This is a genomic window from Clostridia bacterium, from assembly GCA_016887505.1.
Classification (GTDB): domain Bacteria; phylum Bacillota; class TC1; order TC1; family UBA5767; genus UBA5767.
This window is the reverse complement of the sequence record CP069393.1, coordinates 2,125,743-2,146,348: the sequence shown is the minus strand read 5'-3', so window position 1 is coordinate 2,146,348 and position 20,606 is coordinate 2,125,743. Positions and strand designations below refer to the sequence as shown.

Annotated in this window: 15 protein-coding genes, 1 tRNA gene and 1 riboswitch; of the genes, 2 read left to right on the top strand and 14 right to left on the bottom strand. The window is 43.2% G+C overall.

The window, feature by feature from the left end; genetic code table 11:
* Positions 1-178 precede the first annotated feature (178 nt).
* The 7 genes from JR334_10185 to JR334_10155 all read right to left on the bottom strand — a co-directional run bounded on the left by JR334_10185 (position 179) and on the right by JR334_10155 (position 9,623).
* Positions 179-388, bottom strand: a complete 210-nt coding sequence (locus tag JR334_10185) for a hypothetical protein (protein QRN85304.1) — start codon at positions 386-388, stop codon at positions 179-181.
* A 60-nt stretch (positions 389-448) separates the two neighbouring features.
* Positions 449-1,111, bottom strand: a complete 663-nt coding sequence (locus tag JR334_10180; protein QRN85303.1) for a hypothetical protein — start codon at positions 1,109-1,111, stop codon at positions 449-451.
* Between the two features lie 279 nt (positions 1,112-1,390).
* Positions 1,391-1,912 carry a rhodanese-like domain-containing protein gene (locus tag JR334_10175; GenBank protein QRN85302.1) on the bottom strand — a complete coding sequence of 174 codons (522 nt, stop codon included), beginning with the start codon at positions 1,910-1,912 and terminating at the stop codon, positions 1,391-1,393.
* Positions 1,913-2,015: 103 nt separating this feature from the next.
* On the bottom strand, positions 2,016-3,413 hold the full coding sequence (locus JR334_10170; protein ID QRN85301.1) for an ISLre2 family transposase: 1,398 nt from the start codon (positions 3,411-3,413) through the stop codon (positions 2,016-2,018).
* Between the two features lie 209 nt (positions 3,414-3,622).
* A complete protein-coding gene (locus tag JR334_10165; GenBank protein ID QRN85300.1) occupies positions 3,623-4,030 on the bottom strand; it encodes a molybdenum cofactor biosynthesis protein MoaE in 408 nt (135 codons plus the stop codon).
* Positions 4,031-4,945: 915 nt separating this feature from the next.
* Positions 4,946-9,355: an S-layer homology domain-containing protein gene (locus tag JR334_10160; GenBank protein QRN85299.1), complete on the bottom strand. Its 4,410-nt coding sequence runs from the start codon at positions 9,353-9,355 to the stop codon at positions 4,946-4,948.
* Between the two features lie 19 nt (positions 9,356-9,374).
* On the bottom strand, positions 9,375-9,623 hold the full coding sequence (locus JR334_10155; GenBank protein QRN85298.1) for a hypothetical protein: 249 nt from the start codon (positions 9,621-9,623) through the stop codon (positions 9,375-9,377).
* 177 nt (positions 9,624-9,800) lie between these two features.
* On the opposite strand from JR334_10155, the gene JR334_10150 reads away from it, so the two are divergent.
* On the top strand, positions 9,801-10,487 hold the full coding sequence (locus JR334_10150; GenBank protein ID QRN85297.1) for a response regulator transcription factor: 687 nt from the start codon (positions 9,801-9,803) through the stop codon (positions 10,485-10,487).
* Here the strand turns inward: JR334_10150 and JR334_10145 are convergent.
* From JR334_10145 to JR334_10125, 5 genes are all read right to left on the bottom strand, one after another.
* Positions 10,468-12,408: a sensor histidine kinase gene (locus JR334_10145; GenBank protein ID QRN86916.1), complete on the bottom strand. Its 1,941-nt coding sequence runs from the start codon at positions 12,406-12,408 to the stop codon at positions 10,468-10,470. The two genes, JR334_10150 and JR334_10145, sit on opposite strands and share 20 nt — an antisense overlap.
* Before the next feature lie 181 nt (positions 12,409-12,589).
* A tRNA-Ala gene (locus tag JR334_10140) sits at positions 12,590-12,665 on the bottom strand.
* Between the two features lie 138 nt (positions 12,666-12,803).
* Positions 12,804-13,853: a nicotinate-nucleotide--dimethylbenzimidazole phosphoribosyltransferase gene (cobT, locus tag JR334_10135; GenBank protein ID QRN85296.1), complete on the bottom strand. Its 1,050-nt coding sequence runs from the start codon at positions 13,851-13,853 to the stop codon at positions 12,804-12,806.
* 140 nt (positions 13,854-13,993) lie between these two features.
* Positions 13,994-14,168: riboswitch (cobalamin riboswitch) on the bottom strand.
* Positions 14,169-14,308: 140 nt separating this feature from the next.
* Complete coding sequence (locus tag JR334_10130) at positions 14,309-14,947, bottom strand: corrinoid protein (GenBank protein ID QRN85295.1); 639 nt, start codon at positions 14,945-14,947, stop codon at positions 14,309-14,311.
* 74 nt (positions 14,948-15,021) lie between these two features.
* Positions 15,022-15,663, bottom strand: a complete 642-nt coding sequence (locus JR334_10125) for a corrinoid protein (GenBank protein QRN85294.1) — start codon at positions 15,661-15,663, stop codon at positions 15,022-15,024.
* Between the two features lie 166 nt (positions 15,664-15,829).
* Here JR334_10125 and JR334_10120 point away from each other — a divergent pair, with 166 nt between their 5' ends.
* Positions 15,830-17,089: a PocR ligand-binding domain-containing protein gene (locus JR334_10120; protein QRN85293.1), complete on the top strand. Its 1,260-nt coding sequence runs from the start codon at positions 15,830-15,832 to the stop codon at positions 17,087-17,089.
* Positions 17,090-17,150: 61 nt separating this feature from the next.
* On the opposite strand, the gene JR334_10115 is transcribed toward JR334_10120, so the two are convergent.
* Together JR334_10115 and JR334_10110 are read right to left on the bottom strand one after the other, a co-directional pair.
* Complete coding sequence (locus tag JR334_10115; protein QRN85292.1) at positions 17,151-18,836, bottom strand: FMN-binding protein; 1,686 nt, start codon at positions 18,834-18,836, stop codon at positions 17,151-17,153.
* 94 nt (positions 18,837-18,930) lie between these two features.
* Entirely contained in the window at positions 18,931-20,595 is a 1,665-nt protein-coding gene (locus JR334_10110) for an FAD-binding protein (GenBank protein QRN85291.1), read from the bottom strand.
* Positions 20,596-20,606: the final 11 nt, after the last annotated feature.

Sequence of the window (20,606 nt, the reverse complement as noted above, 5' to 3'; positions counted from 1 at the left end):
TGACAAAACTTCAGTTCATAGATTCTCCATCTAATAAACCACCTATTCTTCTAGTAGCTACAGCATTTCTATTGGTAATTCTTCGAAGTTGCTATTTTATGTTTTACCTTCCAGATTCAATTTTTCCGCTTCTAAGTCATTTTTGCAAAATAGCATATATCGAAATAAAATTCCCCCCTTATTGTACCAAAACATAGTCTTCGGGTCCTGACAGCACATTGCCTTGAGCATCTGTAATAATCTCCCAATTATCCATAATCGCTTCTTCGTAAATAACATCATTGTTATTGGATGAATCAATTCTTATATCATTGATGACAATACTGTGCACGAGTCCCAAGGAATCCTGACCCACAACGATAAATCGTAGTCTCTGTGATGGATCCATCTTGAAGCTTTGATCGATATGAAATTCAGGTAGAAAAGATTGTTCTTCGGGGGAAAGAGCTTACTCCGTCGATTCCTTTTCTAGGCTAGGTTCAATATGTGAGATCACGTTTCCATCTAAAGTCACTATCAATTCAACCGATTCAATTGTAATACCATGTATACCGTCCGGCTTGACATTTATATCTACTATACCTTCCGTCTGATAGGCACCATTTTCATAGGTTCCCTGACCAAAATCATGGTAGAATGCATAGAAACTGGGTAAATATTTTCTCCTTATTTCTCTCGGTTCAAAGTCCAACGATTCAATATTGTCTGTGCCTGCAGCGCTAAGATTAATTCTACAATCTTCCTCTTCAAATAAACCAATATCGAATGTAGTCGTAAATCCCGCTCCCTGAGCCTGCATTTCTACAGTCCTATCTCCATAATACAGTTCCGCTATCATGCCTTGACTCTTTTGTTTGGGTACTACTCGAAATGTTACTGGGGCACTTAAGGTTTCTTCATCCAGCATGCCAATCTCATATTCAAAGGAATCCAGTATGCTCGACTGTTGTTCTAGTTCATTCTTTATTCTACTTGAAATGCTGGACATTTCATTTCTAAGGTCGTTTCTTTCCGAATTTAATTGGCTTTGCATATTTTGAATTTTCACTTCAAGATTAGATACTTTGCTAATTGTGATTAGTTGCAATATGATTAGTCCAATTATTGCCATAGAGGTTATTTTTTTTTCATTATTCTCTCCCTTTTCCCTTACTATATATATGTCAATTATCCCTATTATAACAGTAATTCGCTTAGAAATCTTCTACTAATCTCCCCTCGGCCCATCACCAACCTATATGCCTTTCTCTTGTTTGTCCAAAGCACTCAGCTACTTATAGCCATATAATAACTTCCATAAGAAAAGGATGGGTTCTCTCCGTATGATACGGAGAAAATCCATCCTTAACATCTTTTTTTAACAAGCTAACAGTCTAGTCTAAACTAGCTCTTACTTTTCAGTGGGATATCCTGCGTCTACCCAAGCAGCGTAATTACCAATAAGTCTATACACTGGGGTAAATCCTGCATCAACTAATTTTACTGATCCAGAAATGGAAGCGCTGTCAACGTGACAATACACTAGATACGGTTTACTCATATCCAAATCAGGTATTGCATCGTCTAATGAACCGTCTCCAACGTAATAGTTGATGGCTCCAGGAAGGTGACCTTCGTCATACTTCGGAGAAACGTCAATAATCATTAAATCTGGCATGGTGTCTATCAACATTTTTGCTTCTTCCGGTGTTACATCTAGATAGCCAGCATCCGTCATCATACCTACGGTTTTATCCATCATTTCTTCTGCTGGTTCTTCCATCATTTCTTCTGCTGGCTCCTCCATCATCTCTTCAGCCGGTTCTTCCATCATTTCTTCAGCATCAGGTTCTGGTTCAGCAGTTTGGGCACACCCTACAACTAGGAAAAGTAATGCCACTATAGTCAGGACAATCAGAAAACTCTTTTTCATAATACTACCTCCTCACCAATCTTTATATTATTACTATACGCCCTGATCGCGTCAAGATACTTTGGGATTAAAAAGATAGAACTCTCCCACTGTCAAAATTTATCTAAATGGCTCGTACTGCACTCAATGCCTTGAAAAGACTGGTGCGCTTTCCAATCCCCAATACCGTTAGATTTCCGACGTTCATGTAGTAGCTAGAACTAGTTCTCTTGAGTTGGATGCGCTTGTCCAATCGCTCTATTCTCTCCTCAACTTGAACCTGTCGTTTTCTGTCCATCATCAGATCGTATACGTTGCCACCGTTTTTGCTGAACACTCGCAAACGCGCCATTTGGTCAGCACCCTCAACACTCCAACCAAGTGGTCTTGAACTCATCCTGGCGGAATAAATATGGCTAACATGAGATTCAGCACTACAACCGTAATAATCCTCACGCTGTCTTTTCAATATTGCTTCCCAGTGTCTGAGGATATAGTCTCTAGCAGTATAGACGGCTTTGCGCTTGCTCTTTTCCTCTGTACCATGCAGAATAGCTTCAAACAGGAATCTCAGGTTATCTAGGTCTCCCTCGTTAATATACTCCCACATGAATCGTCTCATGAATGGCATATGGCCTGTGGCGACCATCACATACTTCTTTAAGTGGTATCCGTCCAGAACGAATTCACTTCCCGGAATCCACTGAATACCGCTCTTTATCCAGGATGCACCATCTCCAGAAAGATAGATGTGCTCGACCGCGTCTAAGTCGTAGACCTGTTCCAGGTAGTCTGCTACCTCCAGCCACAAGTCCTCGCTCTTAGGGTATACGCCGCCAAAATAACGAGCGTTAATCAGTTCTCTGCGATCCTTGCCTGGTTGTCTGTACCCTTCGTGAACATAGACGATTTTAGGCTCTACAACTCGTCCGTTCTGCAATGCTACATGGTCTTCATCCGCTTCGATGTACAGTGTTTGAAGCTTCTTTTTTTCAGGCAATTTGGAAGATAACTCAACCTCATCATTTTCTACTTCCCCAAGTTCCCGTATGGTGTTCATCACCGTCTGCGGGCTGAACTGCAGGGATTCAGCAACTGAATCGCCGCTCTTACCATATGAAATATCAATCGCTTCCTCCACTAGCTTTGCCTTCAAGGAGGTGTCCATACGGTCATGCGGTGCAAGTCCCGCCATCTCATCAGCCAAATAGCAGCACTCACCAGTAATCTTGTTCTGAAAACAAGTTCTGGCATGCTTCGCTTGCCCGAACTTGGTACAAAGGGTCTTATTGTCCGCCTTGTTCTTAACTACCCAATACCTTTTCCGTTCCTCACTATCCACCAGAGCCTGGTTCAGTGCCTCCATAGCCTTACCCACAAGTATGCCACCCACTTTATCGAGTGCTTCACCAAAGCCAATGATGCTACTTGAGATATCATGTCCTCCAGCAGTCAAAAGGTCTATCTGATTTCCGAATTCCATAGTGATAATTTCTGCGATTTCCTGTATAATGTCGTTCATAGAAGGTCTCCTTGTGTTGGTTTTTTCGTCGAAATTATAATAACACAGCTTAGAGATCTTCTTTTTATTTTTATATCATTCGTCCCATAGTAACTTTACACTAACATACGCCCTTATGAGGTGGTTTACTAATATTCGAACTACCATATAATAATTCTGTCTAATCTTTAAAATTCTTTTCGATAGCATTTTGATTTTCTTTAACACAATTAATTCTTTTCAATTTCAGTTACACATTCGGTCTTTATTTTCCCAACTAAAAACTGTAGAGCATCAATAACATGAGGCCTAATATCTCCTCCAACTAACACGTACATGATGTCGTCTCCTACCGACAAGTAGCCCTCGTTTAACCATACCCTGATATGGAATATTCCTTCCAGTTTGTAGGCCTCTTCAATAGCCTCATTCACTTTCTGCTCATCAAATGAAAACTCCATACCAGTAACTTCAGAACCATTGTCTATTCCCTGACGCACTTTGACCTTCGGAGTTCTTCTTACTACGCCATTGTGAACTAAGTACATTCCATTTTCCAATGCCTTGGGATCTTCTTTTGCCTCTTTTAGCCATGCATCGATAGAAGGTATTGCTCTTGAAGATTGTTTATCTGCCATGATTGATTCCTCCTCTACTTTTTCTCAATATATTATTTTTAAAAATTGCTAAATTTCATCATTTCATACAATTGCTTGGGCTGTTTTCAATCTCCCTCAGCCTAGGACTCACATCAATCAATAACCGTAATTAGAACAGAGCCATTAGCAGGTAGCACGGCTTAACCGTTTGAGAGCAACTTAGTTGTGCCATAAAACACCCTGCAAAGATTCTCTTTATGACTTTATTCTATATTCTATACACAAACAATGCTATATAAATGGGCGACAAAATTACTATCTAAATACTTCCTTCGAATGAATTGTAAAGATTTGCAAAATATGGCCCTAACTTCACCCATATTCAAGCAAAGCTAGCGTCTAAAATTTGAATACTGCTTCTGGTGATTTACTGATTAACCTAAGATGAGTCCTACCATCCGTCATCTTCCACAAGACCAACTCATCTTTCATTATCTTCGTAATGCCCCTTCCTTTTATTTCGATTTAAATCTTACCAGCAGCAATTAAATGAACTTATGTAATCGTGGGCGAGCAGAACACAACTCAATCCTACTTAGTCATTTTCCGTCTAATGAATATCGAAATTTCTCAAGGTGGAGTTCCATTTATTTACCGATAGAACTCACCATGTTCGTGCAATCCTATATAAACCACTTTCTCTTCACTCAACCTTTGTAGCAAAAACACCTTTAATACCTTCATTGGAAAGAATAGATAAAAAAAATAGTAGAACCTTTTCCATATAAAAAGGTTCTACTATTTTTTTCCTTATTTCGGTATTAACCCCCTAGGTCCACGAACCCAGGGGACTTAACCCACTAATCTACTGTTTTTCCCATATGATTGAGCCGAACGAAATCAAACCATAAGGCTCATTCGTTAGCCTCTTTAGCTAGGGTAATCCCAAACTAGCTAGTTAGACAAAAGATTGTAGAGTACTTGCACCATCTGTGCACGAGTAGTCGTTGCCTTCGGGCTAAGGTAGCCCTTATTGCCACTGACCACACCGGTTTTCACCAGATACTCCATAGCCTCCTGCGCATAGGTAGAGATGCTTGCCCTGTCTGTGAAGTCAGAGAGACTTGAACCAGAATCTCCCTCAGGCAGTTGCTCCATAACCGTCAGAGCATTATATAGTAGCGTGAACATCTCCTCGCGAGTAATGGCTTTTTCTGGTGCAAATTGATTGTCGCCCACACCACTAGAAATCGTCAGTCGTTTTGCTGTTGCCAGATAACCCGTGTAATAAGTATTCCCCGCGTCTATGAAGTTATCGGAGGAAGAATCGTCTGGAGCAATATCATAAGCCCGTAAAAGCAGGGTGATGAACTGTCCTCTACTTAGGGTCGCGTCAGGACTGAACGTGTCTTCTGTCGTGCCAGAAGTAACTCCCCGTGCGGCAAGATATGTAACTGCATCAGAATACCACGCTAGATCAGACACATCGCTAAATGCAATCTTGTTGTAGCCCACGGCATAGGTTGAAAAATGACTAGTGGTAAATACAAGGGCTTCTGTTTCAAAATCGTAATAGCAGTTTCGCATCAATTCCAACTCACCATCCGCATTGACATAGTAGGCTACAATCGCATTTTCATCTTCACCCTCAGCCAGAGCGTAAGGCAAGAACACCTTCACCGCACCATCAAATTGAGCTATGGTTTTTCTACCACTAGTGACGCTAAGATCATACACCGGGCGGTTGCCCACAACTTGCTTAGCCTCATTGGAAAGACTGCTACTTTCTAGGCGCGTAATGCGAAAGGCCACGTCGTCAGAAGCTTCATCACCAATCGTAACGAGAGCCTGGGCATCCAAGGTCATGTTTGCAAGAGAACTTGATAGCGTCAAAGACCCTATTTCGCCTGTGACCAAGGCTTGAACGCTAGTTCTTGGCAAGAGGGTTTCCAATGTGCTTGCATCAGAAGCGCCAGATACTTGAATCTCCACCTGGGGAACTTCACTCATTTTTACAGCAGCTTTTTGCGCCGCTGTAATAGCCGTACTCATTTGGGACTGTCTAACCGAAGCCTTCGCCATACCATCTGAACCAGTTTCTGCTGCTACTGTACTTATAGCCCTCGAGCCCTTAACACTAGGAGATGGCGTGGTCGTGCTACTTCTGCCACTACTAGAAGAACTGCTACCAGAACTGTACGGATACACTACGATACTGCCACTTAGGGTATTATAGTGAATAGTATCGATCGGTGTGAACTGCCATAAATATGCAGTATTTTTCTCAACTCTAGTCGTATTGTTTAATACCCAGGCTACCGTTCCTGGCACGCTAAAGCTTCCCCCTTCCGTAGTAAGCCCTGCATCGGATAGGGTCTTATCACTTGTTGTAATTTGTGTATATTGGGGGCTACCAGTCGGTGTAGCCTTGCTAAGCGTTACCGTGATTAGTTGGCTCACATCGGCATACGTATCAACGTCGGTGGGGACAAATGCAACCATAACAAGATTCGGTCCGATTGCCAGACTGCTTGTATCACCCACAAAACTCCAAGTCCCAGTCACCGGCTTATTATCCACCGTGGCAGAACCTTGAATCAGCAAAGGGTCTCCATAGGTAGCAGAAATATCCTCAACCTCAACAGACGGTACTACTTTATCAATCAAAGTAACAACCACATGGAGCGTAAAGTCCTGGTAATTTGGTGTAGACACAATGATTGGTATAGTAGCAGTATTCCCAACCATACCTCCATTAAGCGAATAAGTCACTTGCCCACTTAGATCTACCGACCAGTCGCCAATAATGTTGTTTCTATCGGTCTCGGTACCTTTTGCGAAAGATACCGTTCCCGCATCAGATGGAACCAAGGCCGCTATGGACAGTGTCTTTTCACCGGTCATCATATTTCTATGGGAAACTACTTCATCTGGTATTATTGGCGCTATCCCTTTGGCAATGGTCTGATTCGTCAACGTATAGTTGCCAGCAAGGATATAGTTTACCGCTTTTTCGGTATTCCTAAGCGCTATGTCTATCGAAACGCGTTTATTACTTCCCGCATTTTCATCGTCAAACTCGCCTGTCACCACAAAATCCGTTCCGAGTAGCATATTATCCACATCACCGTCCAAGGTGATGCTTGAAACCGTAGCTGTCTTTGTGCCATCATAGACCTTTGATTCAACGGTTGCACCAGTAATCGTCAGTTCCAAGGGGGTAACGCTAAAGTTTTTTGTGACGCTTCCCTGGTAGTTCCCTAGACCAGTTACGGTTACACTACCACCGCTAGGAACGGTCGCCTGTTCACTATACGATACTGAATAATCTGTATCTTTCACCAGCAGCCTTTCGTCCGTTACTGTTACGCTCGGCATAATCTTCTGACCGGTATAACTTTGAGGGCCAATCTCAGCAATCATATCTTGTGTTATTGTTTTTGGCCTAATGACCATCGTCGCAATTTCAAGGTTATCTGCCGCAGAATATACATCATTTTCCGCCACGTTTGCGGTAACTTTGTATCTACCCGCATCAGTAGGGGCAATAGTAGAACTTGTATACATTGTTGAATCTAGGCCCTCATAATATATGCTTGCTTCCATATCGGATGGCATCGTGTAGGCTTTTGCTGAGCCGTCGTAAATCAAGGAATCTGGTGCCGTAAAATCTGTCGCTTTTGGCGCAAGGGCTACCGTCACCTTGTCCAGTGGAACAAAAACATCCGGTTCAAAACTGGTAACGAGCAAACCACTTATGTCGTTTTGCCTTGCCCATTCAGCACTGCTGACCGGACTTTCCTCACCGCCCATTTTCCAAAGATAGAGATTTGTCGACGTAGCACTGCTCTGTTTCTGGGTAAATGCCGCTCGGTCCACTGCAATCAACATGCCTGTCCCAGTAATGTCGCTTTCCGTGAAGCTAGCGCTTCCCACATAAATTATGCTTGCAAATGATGAACCAGGCGCCAGTACAATACCGCCTGATATCTCAATCGTTCCAGCAAAACTGTTCTTTATAGCAACTCCGCTAGAAGATATGACCTTGCCCCCATTCACTCTGATCTTGCCATTTGAATTGTTCGATATTGCTGCGTTATTGCCAGTATTTTTCACTGTACCACCATTGACGACAAGGCAATCTGCTGTATCCTCATCAGAATTTATCTGACTAATCGTAGCATGAAGATTCGAGTCATTTTCGACAATCGCATTTCCGGACACCCGAACAACACCAGTGGAGTAGTTGCTTACAGCGGAACCAGTGGCAGCTGAAACAGTACCACCAGATATGCTAATCCCACCGGCGGAATTGTTGTAGATGGTACTTTTAGTGCCTTTATTTTTCACTGTACCGCCTTCAATAATAATACGGTCTGCCGCAATGTCCGTTTCGGGCTTATATTGTATTATTGTGGCTTCACCTTCATTTTGAACGACTGCATCACCAGATACCCTGATGACACCGGTAGAATCGTTACGTACCACAAAGTTACTTATGGCCGAGACGGTGCCTCCAGATATGCTAACAAGGCCGGTAGAAATATTGTATATGGCAACACCAATGCCAATATCTTCAACCCTACCACCGGATATAGACATGTTTCCAGTGGATGCATTGTATAGGGTATAACCGCCGTTAGATGAAACTATGCCGTCAGATATTCGGATCCCACCAGCGGATGCATTGTAGATGGCATTGCTAGAATCATCATTTTGCACCCTACCACCCTCAATAATAATACGGTCTGCTGTGTCTACTCCAACATCATTTTGCATTATTGTAGGGCTATATTTTGCCTTGTTTTTTACGATGGCATCACCCGATATCCTAACGACACCAGTAGAATTATTACATATGGCACTACCATTACCTGTATTTTCCACTATACCGTCAGAAACCAGGACTTCGCCAGTGGAATCATTCCATATAGCGAAGTTTTCAGATGAAACGGTACCACCAGAAACCAGGACTCCGCCGGTGGAACGGTTGAATAGGGAGGTGCTACGGGTGGATGAAATCATACCGCCTTGCGCCACTTCTAAAACGCCGTCTCCAAAGACAGTCACCAAATATCCGGTAAACTCTTCCGTCGAGCTGATGGATGCTTTCCAAATTACCCTTACGTCTGCGCTAATTTCAAGAGTAAGTTTCTGTGTTGCATCCGTCACATTTCCCGTGACGGTGACGGTGCTTCCATCTGCGGATACCTCAGCCGACAGGCTTCCTATCCCACCCGTGTACGCTTCAATAGTACTCTTTATGGTGTTGGCATCGTCTGCTAATGCTACCGTAGGCAACATGAACAACACCAAACACAGTGCGAAAAATATGCAACTGATCTTTTTCCAGTTTTGTTTCATTTCTTAGAATACCTCCTCATTATTCATTGCTATCCTGCTTGTTTAGCAAGGCCATAATTTCGCCTAATGCAAGACGGGTGCCATCTCGCCAGTAAACACTTTGTCCATCGGTACTTGGGCGGGGAAGGAGCTCCAGATCCCGCAGCTTGTCGTAACTGGAATTTTCTTTAGGCAGGCGCTTAGTATCAAAGAGGATTAGATGACCGTTGTTTAGCTCTACATCTAGGGTTTGTCCGTCTAAAATATCCACTCGAATTATTTGCAACACGATATATCACCTCATCTCCACCAGATATTTCTACATACTCGTCATACTGTAAGCCTAGCAAAAATAAACTTTTCTGTGCAAAAGGTTAAGAAATCTTATCTGTTTTTGAAAGGTTTCCAGCTTCCTTTTATACAATAAAATGTGCTAAACTTACTATAAGAATAAAGAGGTGAAACCATGAAAAAAGCAAGGTTATTGCTGATTGAGGATGAAACCGAGGTATTGGAAATCAATAAGGAATATTTTGAGGGAAAGGGCTATGAAATAATCTGTGCTCCCACGCTTTCCAAAGCACGCTTTTTTCTAGAAGAGCACGCCCCTGATCTAATTCTTTTGGACGTAATGATGCCAGATGGCTCAGGCTTCGACTTCTGTCGTGAGCTACGCCAAAAAACAAAAATTCCCATTATCTTCCTGACCTGCAGGAATGAAAATGAGAATGTGGTAAAGGGACTTTTGCAGGGCGGGGACGATTATGTTACCAAACCCTATGATTTAAATGTTTTAAGCGCACGCGTTGCGGCGCAACTACGCCGCAATGGCTTTATGTCTGCGGGCATCATTGAGCTTCCCCCCTTGACCATTGATTTTTTGGCAGGAGAAGCTGTGCTGGACGGCAAGAGTATTCCTCTAACCATGAAGGAATTACAACTTCTCGGCTACTTTGCCCTATTTGCAGGACAGCGGCTGAGTGTGGATGAAATTTACCGGCGTGCCTGGGGCACGCCTTCCCCTGGTGCTGTGGGAACCGTCAAGACCCACGTGGCAAATCTACGCAGAAAGCTTAAATTAGATGACGGTGGCTGGTTTGAACTTTCTAGTGCAGGAAAAAACGAGTATATTTTTAGCAAGGTTCAGTATTAGTAGCAAGGGGCAAGGTGAAAAAGACAGAGGTCCCCTTACCTTCTTCGCTTTCAATCCAGATGGTTCCACCATGCTCTTCCACGATATGCTTGCAAATATATAATCCCAGTCCGGTGCCGGTATCCTGACCGCTACCGGATTTTTGTTTTCCTCCATAGCGCTCGAACAGGCTCGCCTGCTGCTCCGGTGCAATACCAATCCCTGTATCTGAAACACAGATACAAATCTTACCCTCCTTCTGCTTCGCAGAAATGGTAATGATCCCGTCTGAGGTAAAACGTACCGCATTGGAAATCAAGTTCACAATTACCTGCGAGATGCGGGCAGGATCAGCCCAAATATCTGCCAATCCCTGTTCAATCTGAATTTTCAATCGGTTTTGATTTTTATTGAGCATAGGATAGTGAATTTCGACAGCCCCGTGGATGATTTCATCGATGTGGCAAGAGCGCTTTTCCATCACCATGCGTCCTTCTTCCATCCGCGTCACATCAAGAATATGGCCCACCATCAGGGAAAGGCGCTCTGCTTCAGAGGTAATTAGCTTCATCCTCCGAGAGATTTCACTGCCATCCACCTCCCCGGGACGATCAACCAGTTGGTTCGTAGTCTGTGCGTAACCAGACATCACGGTAAGAGGTGTTTTGAGCTCATGAGAAATATTACCTAAAAATTCAGTTTTCAGACGATTGAGACTTTCCAGCGCATTCTTTTCTTCTGCCAGTTTTTGCTCCGTTGCCTTTGATTCAGCAAGTAGACTGTTATTCATCAGGAATAGTGACACCGTCTGAGCAAGCACGAAAATCATCATGGCGTCTTCAGAAATTGGTGTTTTGGGATGTTGGTAGCCAAATATATTGTTGTACAACAAGATATCACCTATAGCAGCCAGATAAAATACGGCCATGCCATACAAGGCAGCCGACTGTTCTTTGCTAGGATAACGCATCGACCAAAATAGGGCGGATATCCCGGGAACAATACAAAGCACCAACAAGATTTGGTAATATATCAGGATGGAAGTATACAAGACTGAGTCACCAAACAAGACGCATAGGCCATACATCAAAGAGCCGATAATTGCCGTATACTGAATCGTATGTAAAAATCTGCCAGTAGCATACTGGCCAAGATATAGAGATAGGAAAATCGTAAGTAAGACGACACTTAAATATTCAAGCATAAATGATATATTTCCGGGTAGAACAGAAAAGTATGTCCACGCCTGGCTTTGGATGCACTCACGCAAGGCCATGGTAAGACAGGCTAGTACAAAGTATAAGGTCGCTTTCGTATGCGACAGGAGGAGATAGATGCACAGTAGTATTGCCGCTGCGCACAAAAATGCACCCATAACAAAAAATCCATGGGTTTTATCACTTAGGCCGCTGTTTGGCGCAGCAGCCGTATTTTGAAGACTCAAGCTAGCCAGTTGCGCACCACTGCGATAGTGGTAAAACTGGGCTGACTGTAAAATGATATCCATTTCCCCGTTTATCGGTGAGGCATAGCAGGTCAAGTTGTTCTCCCACACCTCCGTATCCTGCTTGGTAGTCCCAGGCTGCCCTGACTGACCAACCAGTTCACCATTTACATAGACTCGCATGGCGTGGCGGCCTGACAAGGAAAAGGTCAAAGAATAGACATCGTTATTTTCTGGCAAGGCTACTATGAAACGTTGGGATAAAAAATCGGCTTGCAGCGTCTCAAGTTGTGTCGTGCTGATCGGCACCGCAAACTCAACCTCCTCCGGTGTCAGCAGGGTGTTAGGATAGTAGATATGGCTAGGTGGTAGCATGACGGTTGCGTCCCAATCTGTAATGTTTTTCAGACTAAAAACACCATCTACCTCTTGGACAGTAATATTTTCAGGTTCCTTATCTATCATACCCGGAAGCCGGACAAAAAGCATGAGAACCATAACGGTTAACAATGCAGCGAGTATTATAATAAGCAATCGATACTTGTTTATGAGACCTTGGATAACAGTCACTTCCCCTCATAACTTTGTTAAAATGATTATATCAGAGTCTAGTATATTACTCCATAACGCAACAAATCCGAATCCTCTCCCTCAGGAAAGAATTCGGATTATATCGGTATGGTGGAGAATAGGGGAATCGAACCCCTGACCTCCTGACTGCCAGTCAGGCGCTCTCCCATCTGAGCTAACCCCCCACATCAAGATGTAGTCGGTCAAACGTACATCCATAAGAATTGTACCGTAGAGGCAATAACAATGCAAGAATAAAATTAATCTTAGTAGGGTTTTAGGCGGGAGAAAATCCCGCCTAAAACCTTTACATTAAGGCAGACTTATACTGCCATAATTCCAGTTTCCTCAAAGGTCAGCATCTGTCTACTCAATTGAGATGCCGCTTCAATGATTGGGAAGGCCAACGCTGCTCCACTGCCCTCACCTAGGCGCATTTCCATATTCAACATAGGATCTAATCCCAACAGATCAGAAGCTGTTTTAGCACCCTTTTCACAAGACGCATGAGAAGCAATAAGATAATGTTTTACCCGTTCATCAAGTCTTTCAGCAACCAAAGCAGCAATCGTAGAAATATAACCATCCACAACCACAGGCACTCTATTTGCAGCTCCGGCAATCATTACCCCTGCCATGCCAGCAATATCTAGGCCACCAACCTTGGCCAATACATCAATGATATCCTCTGGATTGGGGTTATTTACTTCAATGGCTCTACGAATCGCTGCGGCTTTTTTACTTACCTGAGCTTCAGGCAAGTTTGCGCCTACACCAACTATCTCTTCTACTGCCTTACCACTCAGTACGGATAAAATAGCTGTACTCGTACTCGTATTTCCTATACCCATCTCACCAGTTCCCAAGATTTTTCGACCCTTTTGAATTTCTTCTGTAGCAATTTCAATACCGATTTCTATTGCTCTCACAGCTTCTTCACGACTCATCGCCGGACCTTTGGCCATATTATCTGTACCTGATTTCACTTTTTTACACAATACACTTTTTTCACTCACATCACCGTCCACACCAATATCCACGGTAATTACATCTATACCAGCCGTCTTTGATATTGCACGCACCCCACTCACGCCAGAACCAATGAAATTCGTCATCAGGAGGGTTACATCTGAAGGGGCCGCCGCTACTCCTTCTTCACAGATACCATTACTGGCCGCCATAACAATAATCGCCTTATCATCTAACTCAGCATGCAATTTTCCCGTAATACCAGAAATCTGGATTGCCAAATCTTCTAGTCTACCCAAACTACGCATAGGCTTAATCAGATTATCCATGCGCTTTCTAGCCTGATCCATAGCATCACGATCCAAATCTTGAATTTTTTCAAGTGTATTCGTTAGTAGTTCCATAGTTCCTCCTTGCTCCTTCGAGCTCACGTTTTTTCTTCGAAAGCAGACGCTTGAAGACCTATGCAGGCAACAAAAAAAACCCACACCAAGTCTGGCATGGATTTTCCATCATCCTCACCTAAGCTGATCGTGCTATCGAAATCAGCAAAGTCGTCTTGGGCAGGTCTCCTGGCTCAACGTCATCATCGCATTCGCCTTCCCTCTTACGAAGTGGCACATGAACACGACTCAGTCTTTACAGTGGCGGGCCCGCTCGGGATTCACACCCGATTCCCTTATTCTCCCCTACAGGGCACCCAAGGCTCTATTCATTTAATAGTATTGTAGCAAGAAACCACTCTTCCCACAATATACATTCCTTACAAGACTCCATCTATATAACAAATATCTTTTGTCATTTTTTCTAAATACAAGAAACCAAGTATGCCACAATCACCCTACCAATTTTTTTTAGATTAACTTGCTAAAAGCAATTTCTTTGCTACCTTGACCGCAGCCACAGCATCTACTGCAAAGCCATCCGCCCCTACATCATCGGCAAATTCTTGCGATACAGGAGCACCACCAACCATTACTTTAACCTGATCTCTTAAACCACTCTTCTCTAACGATTCTATGATTAACTTCTGATAAGTCATTGTGGTAGTTAATAGGGCAGATATCATGAGAATGTCCGCACCATTTTCCTTGACAGCCGTCACAAAATCCTCATCCGAAACATCCGTACCCAAATCAATCATTTCAAATCCAGCAGAAGTCATCATCAGCTTAACCAGATTTTTACCAATATCATGCAAATCACCTTTGGCGGTTCCAATTACAGCCTTACCCACCGGTTTCACATCTCCATCCAATAGCAAGGGCTTTAAAAGCTCAACCGACTGTGTTAGGGCCATAGCAGCTACCAAGATTTCAGGTATGAAGACTTCATTTCTGGACCACTTTTCAGCTATGATGTCCATGCCCACGATCAAACCTTTATTCATGATATCCAAAGGACTCATCTTCAATTCAATCGCTTCTTGTGTTTTCGCAATTGCTTCATCAGGTTTTCCCAATTCAACAGCTTCTGCCAATTCCTCTAAAATACTCATATCGTTCACTCCTTACGTTTCTGTTAGGATATCTCCTAAAAACATCATCTGTGCACAACATCACCCGCTACCAACTATGAATTTCTCTCTATCAATTGCTTCCGTGCCAACCTAGCTGCCGCACCCGCCTCAGCTGAAAACAAATCTGCTCCGATTTGCTTGGCAAACTGGGAAGTGACCAAGGCGCCACCAACCATAATAAGATGCTTATCTCGAATCCCTCGGATTTCAAACTCATCAATAACCCATTTCATATTAATCATGGAGGTCGTCAGAAGCGAAGAAATACATACTATATCAGCACCAATTTTCTGTGCTTCCTTAACAAATTGTAGCGGTGCAATATCTACACCTATATCATGCACTTCAAACCCGATCCCCTTCATCAGCATACCCACTAAGTTCTTGCCTATATCATGAATATCTCCCTGTACCGTCCCTATGACAACCTTCCCCAGGGGCTTAATATTTTCTTCTGCAAACAATGGTTGCAAAAGAGCAATGCCCACATTTGTCGCACGTGCTGCTAAAAGCACTTCCGGTACGTAGATCTTATTTTTGGTAAATTTATCACCAATCACACTCATGGCGCTAAGAAGCCCATCATTGAGTATCTCCCTTGCTGAAACACCTTCCTCAATTGCCTTTTGTACCTGCTCTTTTACTGCTGCCGCCTTACCATTTTGCACCGCTCGTACAATTTCTTCGAGATACATGATATTCCATTTTCCTTTCACTAGCACTCTAGCAACATGGTATAACATATTTAGCGTATTATCTCGAAAATTGGTTATATTTTTGGTAATATTTCCATATCTTCAAATATATTTTTTTATTACGTGATAAAATTAGGTATATTCTTTTAAACAAGAGGGGTTTTTTATGATATTTAACCAAATTGGGCCAATCGACAGAGAACGACTACAATATATGTTGGAAACCTACTACTACAGCACCACTATTTCCGTAAAATATGTTGATGCAAGTGGCAAAACTTCGTGCAATATGTGCGACGAAGTTTCATTCTGCAACCTATTCCAATCCATCACCGATGGAGGACAGCTCTGCAATCAGACCCACCTATATGCCGGCAAACAAGCCCATACCTTAGGAGAAACTTTTATCTTTTTCTGCCCGGCCGGTTTAACAGAATTCTGCTATCCCATCATTATCGAAGGCGTTCACGTCGGTACCTTAGTCGGTGGTCCTGTACTCATGTCCTATCCGGACGATCTTCTGGTCGATGAAATACTAGAAAAAAACCAGTTAGATATATGTTATAAAAAAAAGCTCTACCCATATCTACGAAGCCTTCCCGTAATAGATCCCAAGCGGGTTCGATATTTAGGCATTCTTCTCCAACTATTAGGAGATCGCATGATGGGGCAAAGCCAACTCGAAATGAAAATACTATACAGTAAAAAGGAACAACAAAAACAAATTCATGACAGCCTCCTCAACATCAAAAAAGAGGGTAGCTTATCCTCCCAATATCCCTACGAAAAAGAAAAAGACCTTCTCATGAAGGTCCGAAGCGGCGACAGCAACGGTGCACGAGCCGTCTTGAACGATTTACTAGGATACATTTTTTTCGATACCTATGCTGACATCGAAGTCAGCAAATCCAGGGCACTAGAAATTTGTTCTCTCATTTCTAGAGCAGCCATTGAAGGCGGCGCCGACCTAAACCTAATGTTTGGTATGAACTATCATTTCATTCAGGACCTAAGCAAAATAAAAACCATGGACGACCTTTCCTATTGGATGATGCAGGTATTGGACAGATTTACAGAACACGTCATCTTGGTAATTGATTCAGACCATCCCAGCACCATCCGGAAAGCACTCAAATATATTAGCGCCAATTTCACGCAACATATCACCTTAAAGGATGTAGCCAAGGTAGCCGAATTGAGTCCTAAATACATGTCGTCCGTATTCAAAAAGGAAACTGGTAGCTCACTTACCGAATACATCAACCACCTGCGCATTAATGAGGCCAAACGTCTTCTAAGTACGACAAACCTGAGCGTCATGGAGGTCGCACTTTCTACAGGCTATGACGACCAAAGCTATTTTACAAAAGTATTCAAGAAAGAAAGCAAGCTAACCCCCCTGCAATACCGAAAAAACATAAAATAGTCGGGTTAAAAAAATGGATAGGCAAAAGCCTATCCATTGAATCTTACTGTATGCACGTACACTATTGGGCACCTTCCAGAGCCTGGTCTACTGCATCTAGAATTGCCGTCGAACTCATCGTAGCACTCGAAACCGTATCTACGTCAGTAGATTGCCTATCTAGTATGCTGCTTAGAATCGATGAGGCTCGACTTAAGAAGCGCGGCGTTTCATTGTCTTCAACAACTTCCACACTCATGATGCTACCATTTTCAACGGTTACTTCCACCGTCAGCTCGCCACCATATCCTACACCTACACCGGTATAAACGCCATCCGCATAACGACCAGAATCGTCTACTTGAATACTATCCTCTTCACTCGTGGGCTCAATTTCAGGCTCAATCTCAAGCTCGCTATTTTCATTTTGACTAGTAGTATCTTGCTGCACAGGCTCTGATACTTCCCTTTCACTCTCAACTACCTCTACGCCCTCAGACTCTACTTCCGTCGTATTACTAGTCGTAATCAAGGCTTTCTCCAAAGCATCGCTCACTGCTTCCATTATTCCTTCTGAACTTCTGGTTGCACTAGACACAGAATCCACTTCCGTTGATTGTTCCGTTATAATACTGTTTGGAATCGTTTCAAACGCGGCTTCATAGTAACCAATCGTTTCATTATGGCTAGTTATCTCAATATTGGTTATCTGGTTATTGTCTATGGTAATTTCGACCATTAAACCGGTATTAAAGCCCGTTCCTTCCCCCGTATATACTCCAGACTCATAGCTACCATCTAGCTGGGTTGAAACAAGAGGAATCACACTTTCCGCACTGCTTTCAGTCGTCTTATCTGATACAACCGCTGCGGTAAAGATACTCAAAGACACAATTATCAATAGAACAGCAATTATGTTTTTCGCATTGATTTCAACTACTTCTTGAAGACCTTTCGTACCTTTTAACTGAACCGTATCCTCAACGGGGCAAGCATTGTCTGAAGTACATTCAAGGCAAGAAATACACTGATGATCTCGCACAATCTTACTTTCAGCTACTTCAATATTCATGGGACATGCCCTACTACATTTCTTGCAGTGAATACACGTAGGCTCATTTCTAACAATGGCCTTAACTCGAACAATATTGAACAATCCTAGTAATGCACCATATGGGCAGAGATACTTACACCAAGGTCGAGCAATAAATACCGAGGCGAGTGCTACTATTAGCAAAACGATTAATCCAATAACTGCAAATTCACCTACAAATAAGTTCAACAGTGCATGGTATGGATTTACATTTTCAAGCACGGTTACGGCCGACTTGGCTGTCATATAGAAGACGATTGCCAGTGACACATATCGCAGGTACCTTAATTTTTTATCCACTTTCTTATCTATATATCTATTGTGCTTATTTTTTACAATTCGTTTGCCTAAATTATTCGATACTAGGTCTTGAAAACCTCCAAAAGGACAGATCCAGCCGCAAAATATGGGACCAAACAATACGGCCACCATTATGGATCCCAGAATCACCCAAGCGACAGGGTTTGTAAGCTTTGTCAACCAATCTGCACTTGATGCAAAAAACTGGTATATGGTCGTAACGCCACAGATGGGACATACATAGTGTATATAGCCACTGGAAATCCACGAAATCCCCTTGCCTACTTCTACCAATGAATGGTTCACGGTTATTAAGATTGCCATTATTATAAAGGCAAACTGCACATCTGACCTGTTTAATTTCTTCTTTTTCACATTGCCCCCCCGAACAAAAAGCATCTATTCTTTATCACCTTCCAAGCAGTACTAGCCTTTCCAAAAGAGGCAGTACCTGAATCCTTGGATTTGGTTAGCTGTTCGCCGCTACTTTGGATAGTTTCATACTACCATCTGCATCCTTCTCAATTACAACCCATGCCAGCCAGTCCGTATCGTTTTGTTCAGGAAAGTCTTCTCTATAGTGGTTGCCCCTTGATTCAGTCCTATACAAGGATGCTCTCAGTTTCATTTCGGCATTTAATAGCATATTTCTCGTCTCATGAACCAAACGCAACTCATGCGCATCACTAGCAACCATCATATTACCATACTTTTCTTTCAAATAGACCACATTGTCTAAGGCCGCCTGCAATCGATCCGCCTTTTTTATATATAAGGCGTAGTAGGGAATCGTATTAAACCGAAGCATATCCGCCACCCAGGCAGGATCGAAACCTTCCGTTAATTCCCTTGGCTTAAACATTTCTTCTTTAATACTCGTAATCGTATCCTCTGCTATCTCTAGCGCTTCGTTGGACTGTATAAACTCAGCAGCTGTTTCACCAGCCAAGGCTCCTTGTGTTGCAGAAGCTGCTAGAGAGGTACCATTTACGCCCACATACTTTGCACCCGCGAGCATTGACGACAGGCTGTCACCAGCAGCAAATAGCCCCTTGATATTGGTTCCGCATTTATCATCTGCTGGAAATAATCCTTCACACTTGTGAACGCCAAGTCCAGCAGAAGCGCCACCAATCTGAGTCCCTTCCCCTGAACCGGGTGCACCACCGCCACCTGGTCCTCGTTCCATTTCGCCACCTTCAGAAGCCCCTTCTGGACCTCTTCGGTTATCTGATTGCTCGCCCGGCAAGTCCGACTGTTCCCCAGACATGGCATGGGCTGCATGGTACATCGTCAAATCGAGTCCACCACCATTTACTTCTGGGCCACCACTTTCTTTCATCATGCCAGTCTCCCACTTGTCTTCCCAATTTCCCCAACAATAAGCGGGATTGACCGATCCGGTGAAGTGGGTATCAACATATTCTTTTCCTGAAATCTGTCCGCCAATTCTATAGGCCATGGCATCCCCATCACTAGTGAGGGAACGCACTTGGAAGCCATTGGGCTTGAAGGCGCCTGCCCCTGTACAAAGAATAACCGCACTAGCTTTAATGACCACAGCCTCTTCACTGTCTAATTTAAAACCAACAGCTCCTGCTACCTGACCATTTTGCTCCAACAATGTTGTAAGCATCGTTCTTTCAATGATTTCCACGCCCTCTGCTTGTACCTTGGCTCTTAAGACGGCGCCAAAACCAACATCGGTAGCACCCCATGATTCTAGCTCTTCATAGATATCCTTTGAATAGTCCATAAAGTTATCCAAATAGCCACTATGGTGAATTCCACCGGTCACTGTGTTCCAGTCCTTGACCCAGGTTTCCCTATCGTCACCATTATCTTCATCGAATACTCTAAATCCATTGGCAAAGGGCGTTTGACCTGATCTGCCAACACTGCCCTTATCTACTAAGGTTACATTCGCACCGTTTCGCACTGCCCGTATGGCCGCAAAGATTCCTGCTATACCCCCACCAACAACCAAAACATCGGCATTACCTTCTGTCGCCTTATCAATCATCGTGGCAACCTCTTCCGGTGATTTGTTTTTAATATAAAACGCTGTAGAAGCTACTGCGGCAACACCTACACTAAGAGCACCTTTAATAAATGATCTTCTGCTTATATACATTTCTACCTCAC

What these genes read in the sequence shown, in the direction of transcription:
- JR334_10185 (QRN85304.1), bottom strand. Translation starts at nt 388, where the DNA reads ATGGATCCATCACAGAGACTACGATTTATCGTTGTGGGTCAGGATTCC.
- JR334_10180 (QRN85303.1), bottom strand. Translation starts at nt 1,111, where the DNA reads ATGGCAATAATTGGACTAATCATATTGCAACTAATCACAATTAGCAAA.
- JR334_10175 (QRN85302.1), bottom strand. Translation starts at nt 1,912, where the DNA reads ATGAAAAAGAGTTTTCTGATTGTCCTGACTATAGTGGCATTACTTTTC.
- JR334_10170 (QRN85301.1), bottom strand. Translation starts at nt 3,413, where the DNA reads ATGAACGACATTATACAGGAAATCGCAGAAATTATCACTATGGAATTC.
- JR334_10165 (QRN85300.1), bottom strand. Translation starts at nt 4,030, where the DNA reads ATGGCAGATAAACAATCTTCAAGAGCAATACCTTCTATCGATGCATGG.
- JR334_10160 (QRN85299.1), bottom strand. Translation starts at nt 9,355, where the DNA reads ATGAAACAAAACTGGAAAAAGATCAGTTGCATATTTTTCGCACTGTGT.
- JR334_10150 (QRN85297.1), top strand. Translation starts at nt 9,801, where the DNA reads ATGAAAAAAGCAAGGTTATTGCTGATTGAGGATGAAACCGAGGTATTG.
- JR334_10145 (QRN86916.1), bottom strand. Translation starts at nt 12,408, where the DNA reads ATGGTTCTCATGCTTTTTGTCCGGCTTCCGGGTATGATAGATAAGGAA.
- cobT (QRN85296.1), bottom strand. Translation starts at nt 13,853, where the DNA reads ATGGAACTACTAACGAATACACTTGAAAAAATTCAAGATTTGGATCGT.
- JR334_10130 (QRN85295.1), bottom strand. Translation starts at nt 14,947, where the DNA reads ATGAGTATTTTAGAGGAATTGGCAGAAGCTGTTGAATTGGGAAAACCT.
- JR334_10125 (QRN85294.1), bottom strand. Translation starts at nt 15,663, where the DNA reads ATGTATCTCGAAGAAATTGTACGAGCGGTGCAAAATGGTAAGGCGGCA.
- JR334_10120 (QRN85293.1), top strand. Translation starts at nt 15,830, where the DNA reads ATGATATTTAACCAAATTGGGCCAATCGACAGAGAACGACTACAATAT.
- JR334_10110 (QRN85291.1), bottom strand. Translation starts at nt 20,595, where the DNA reads ATGTATATAAGCAGAAGATCATTTATTAAAGGTGCTCTTAGTGTAGGT.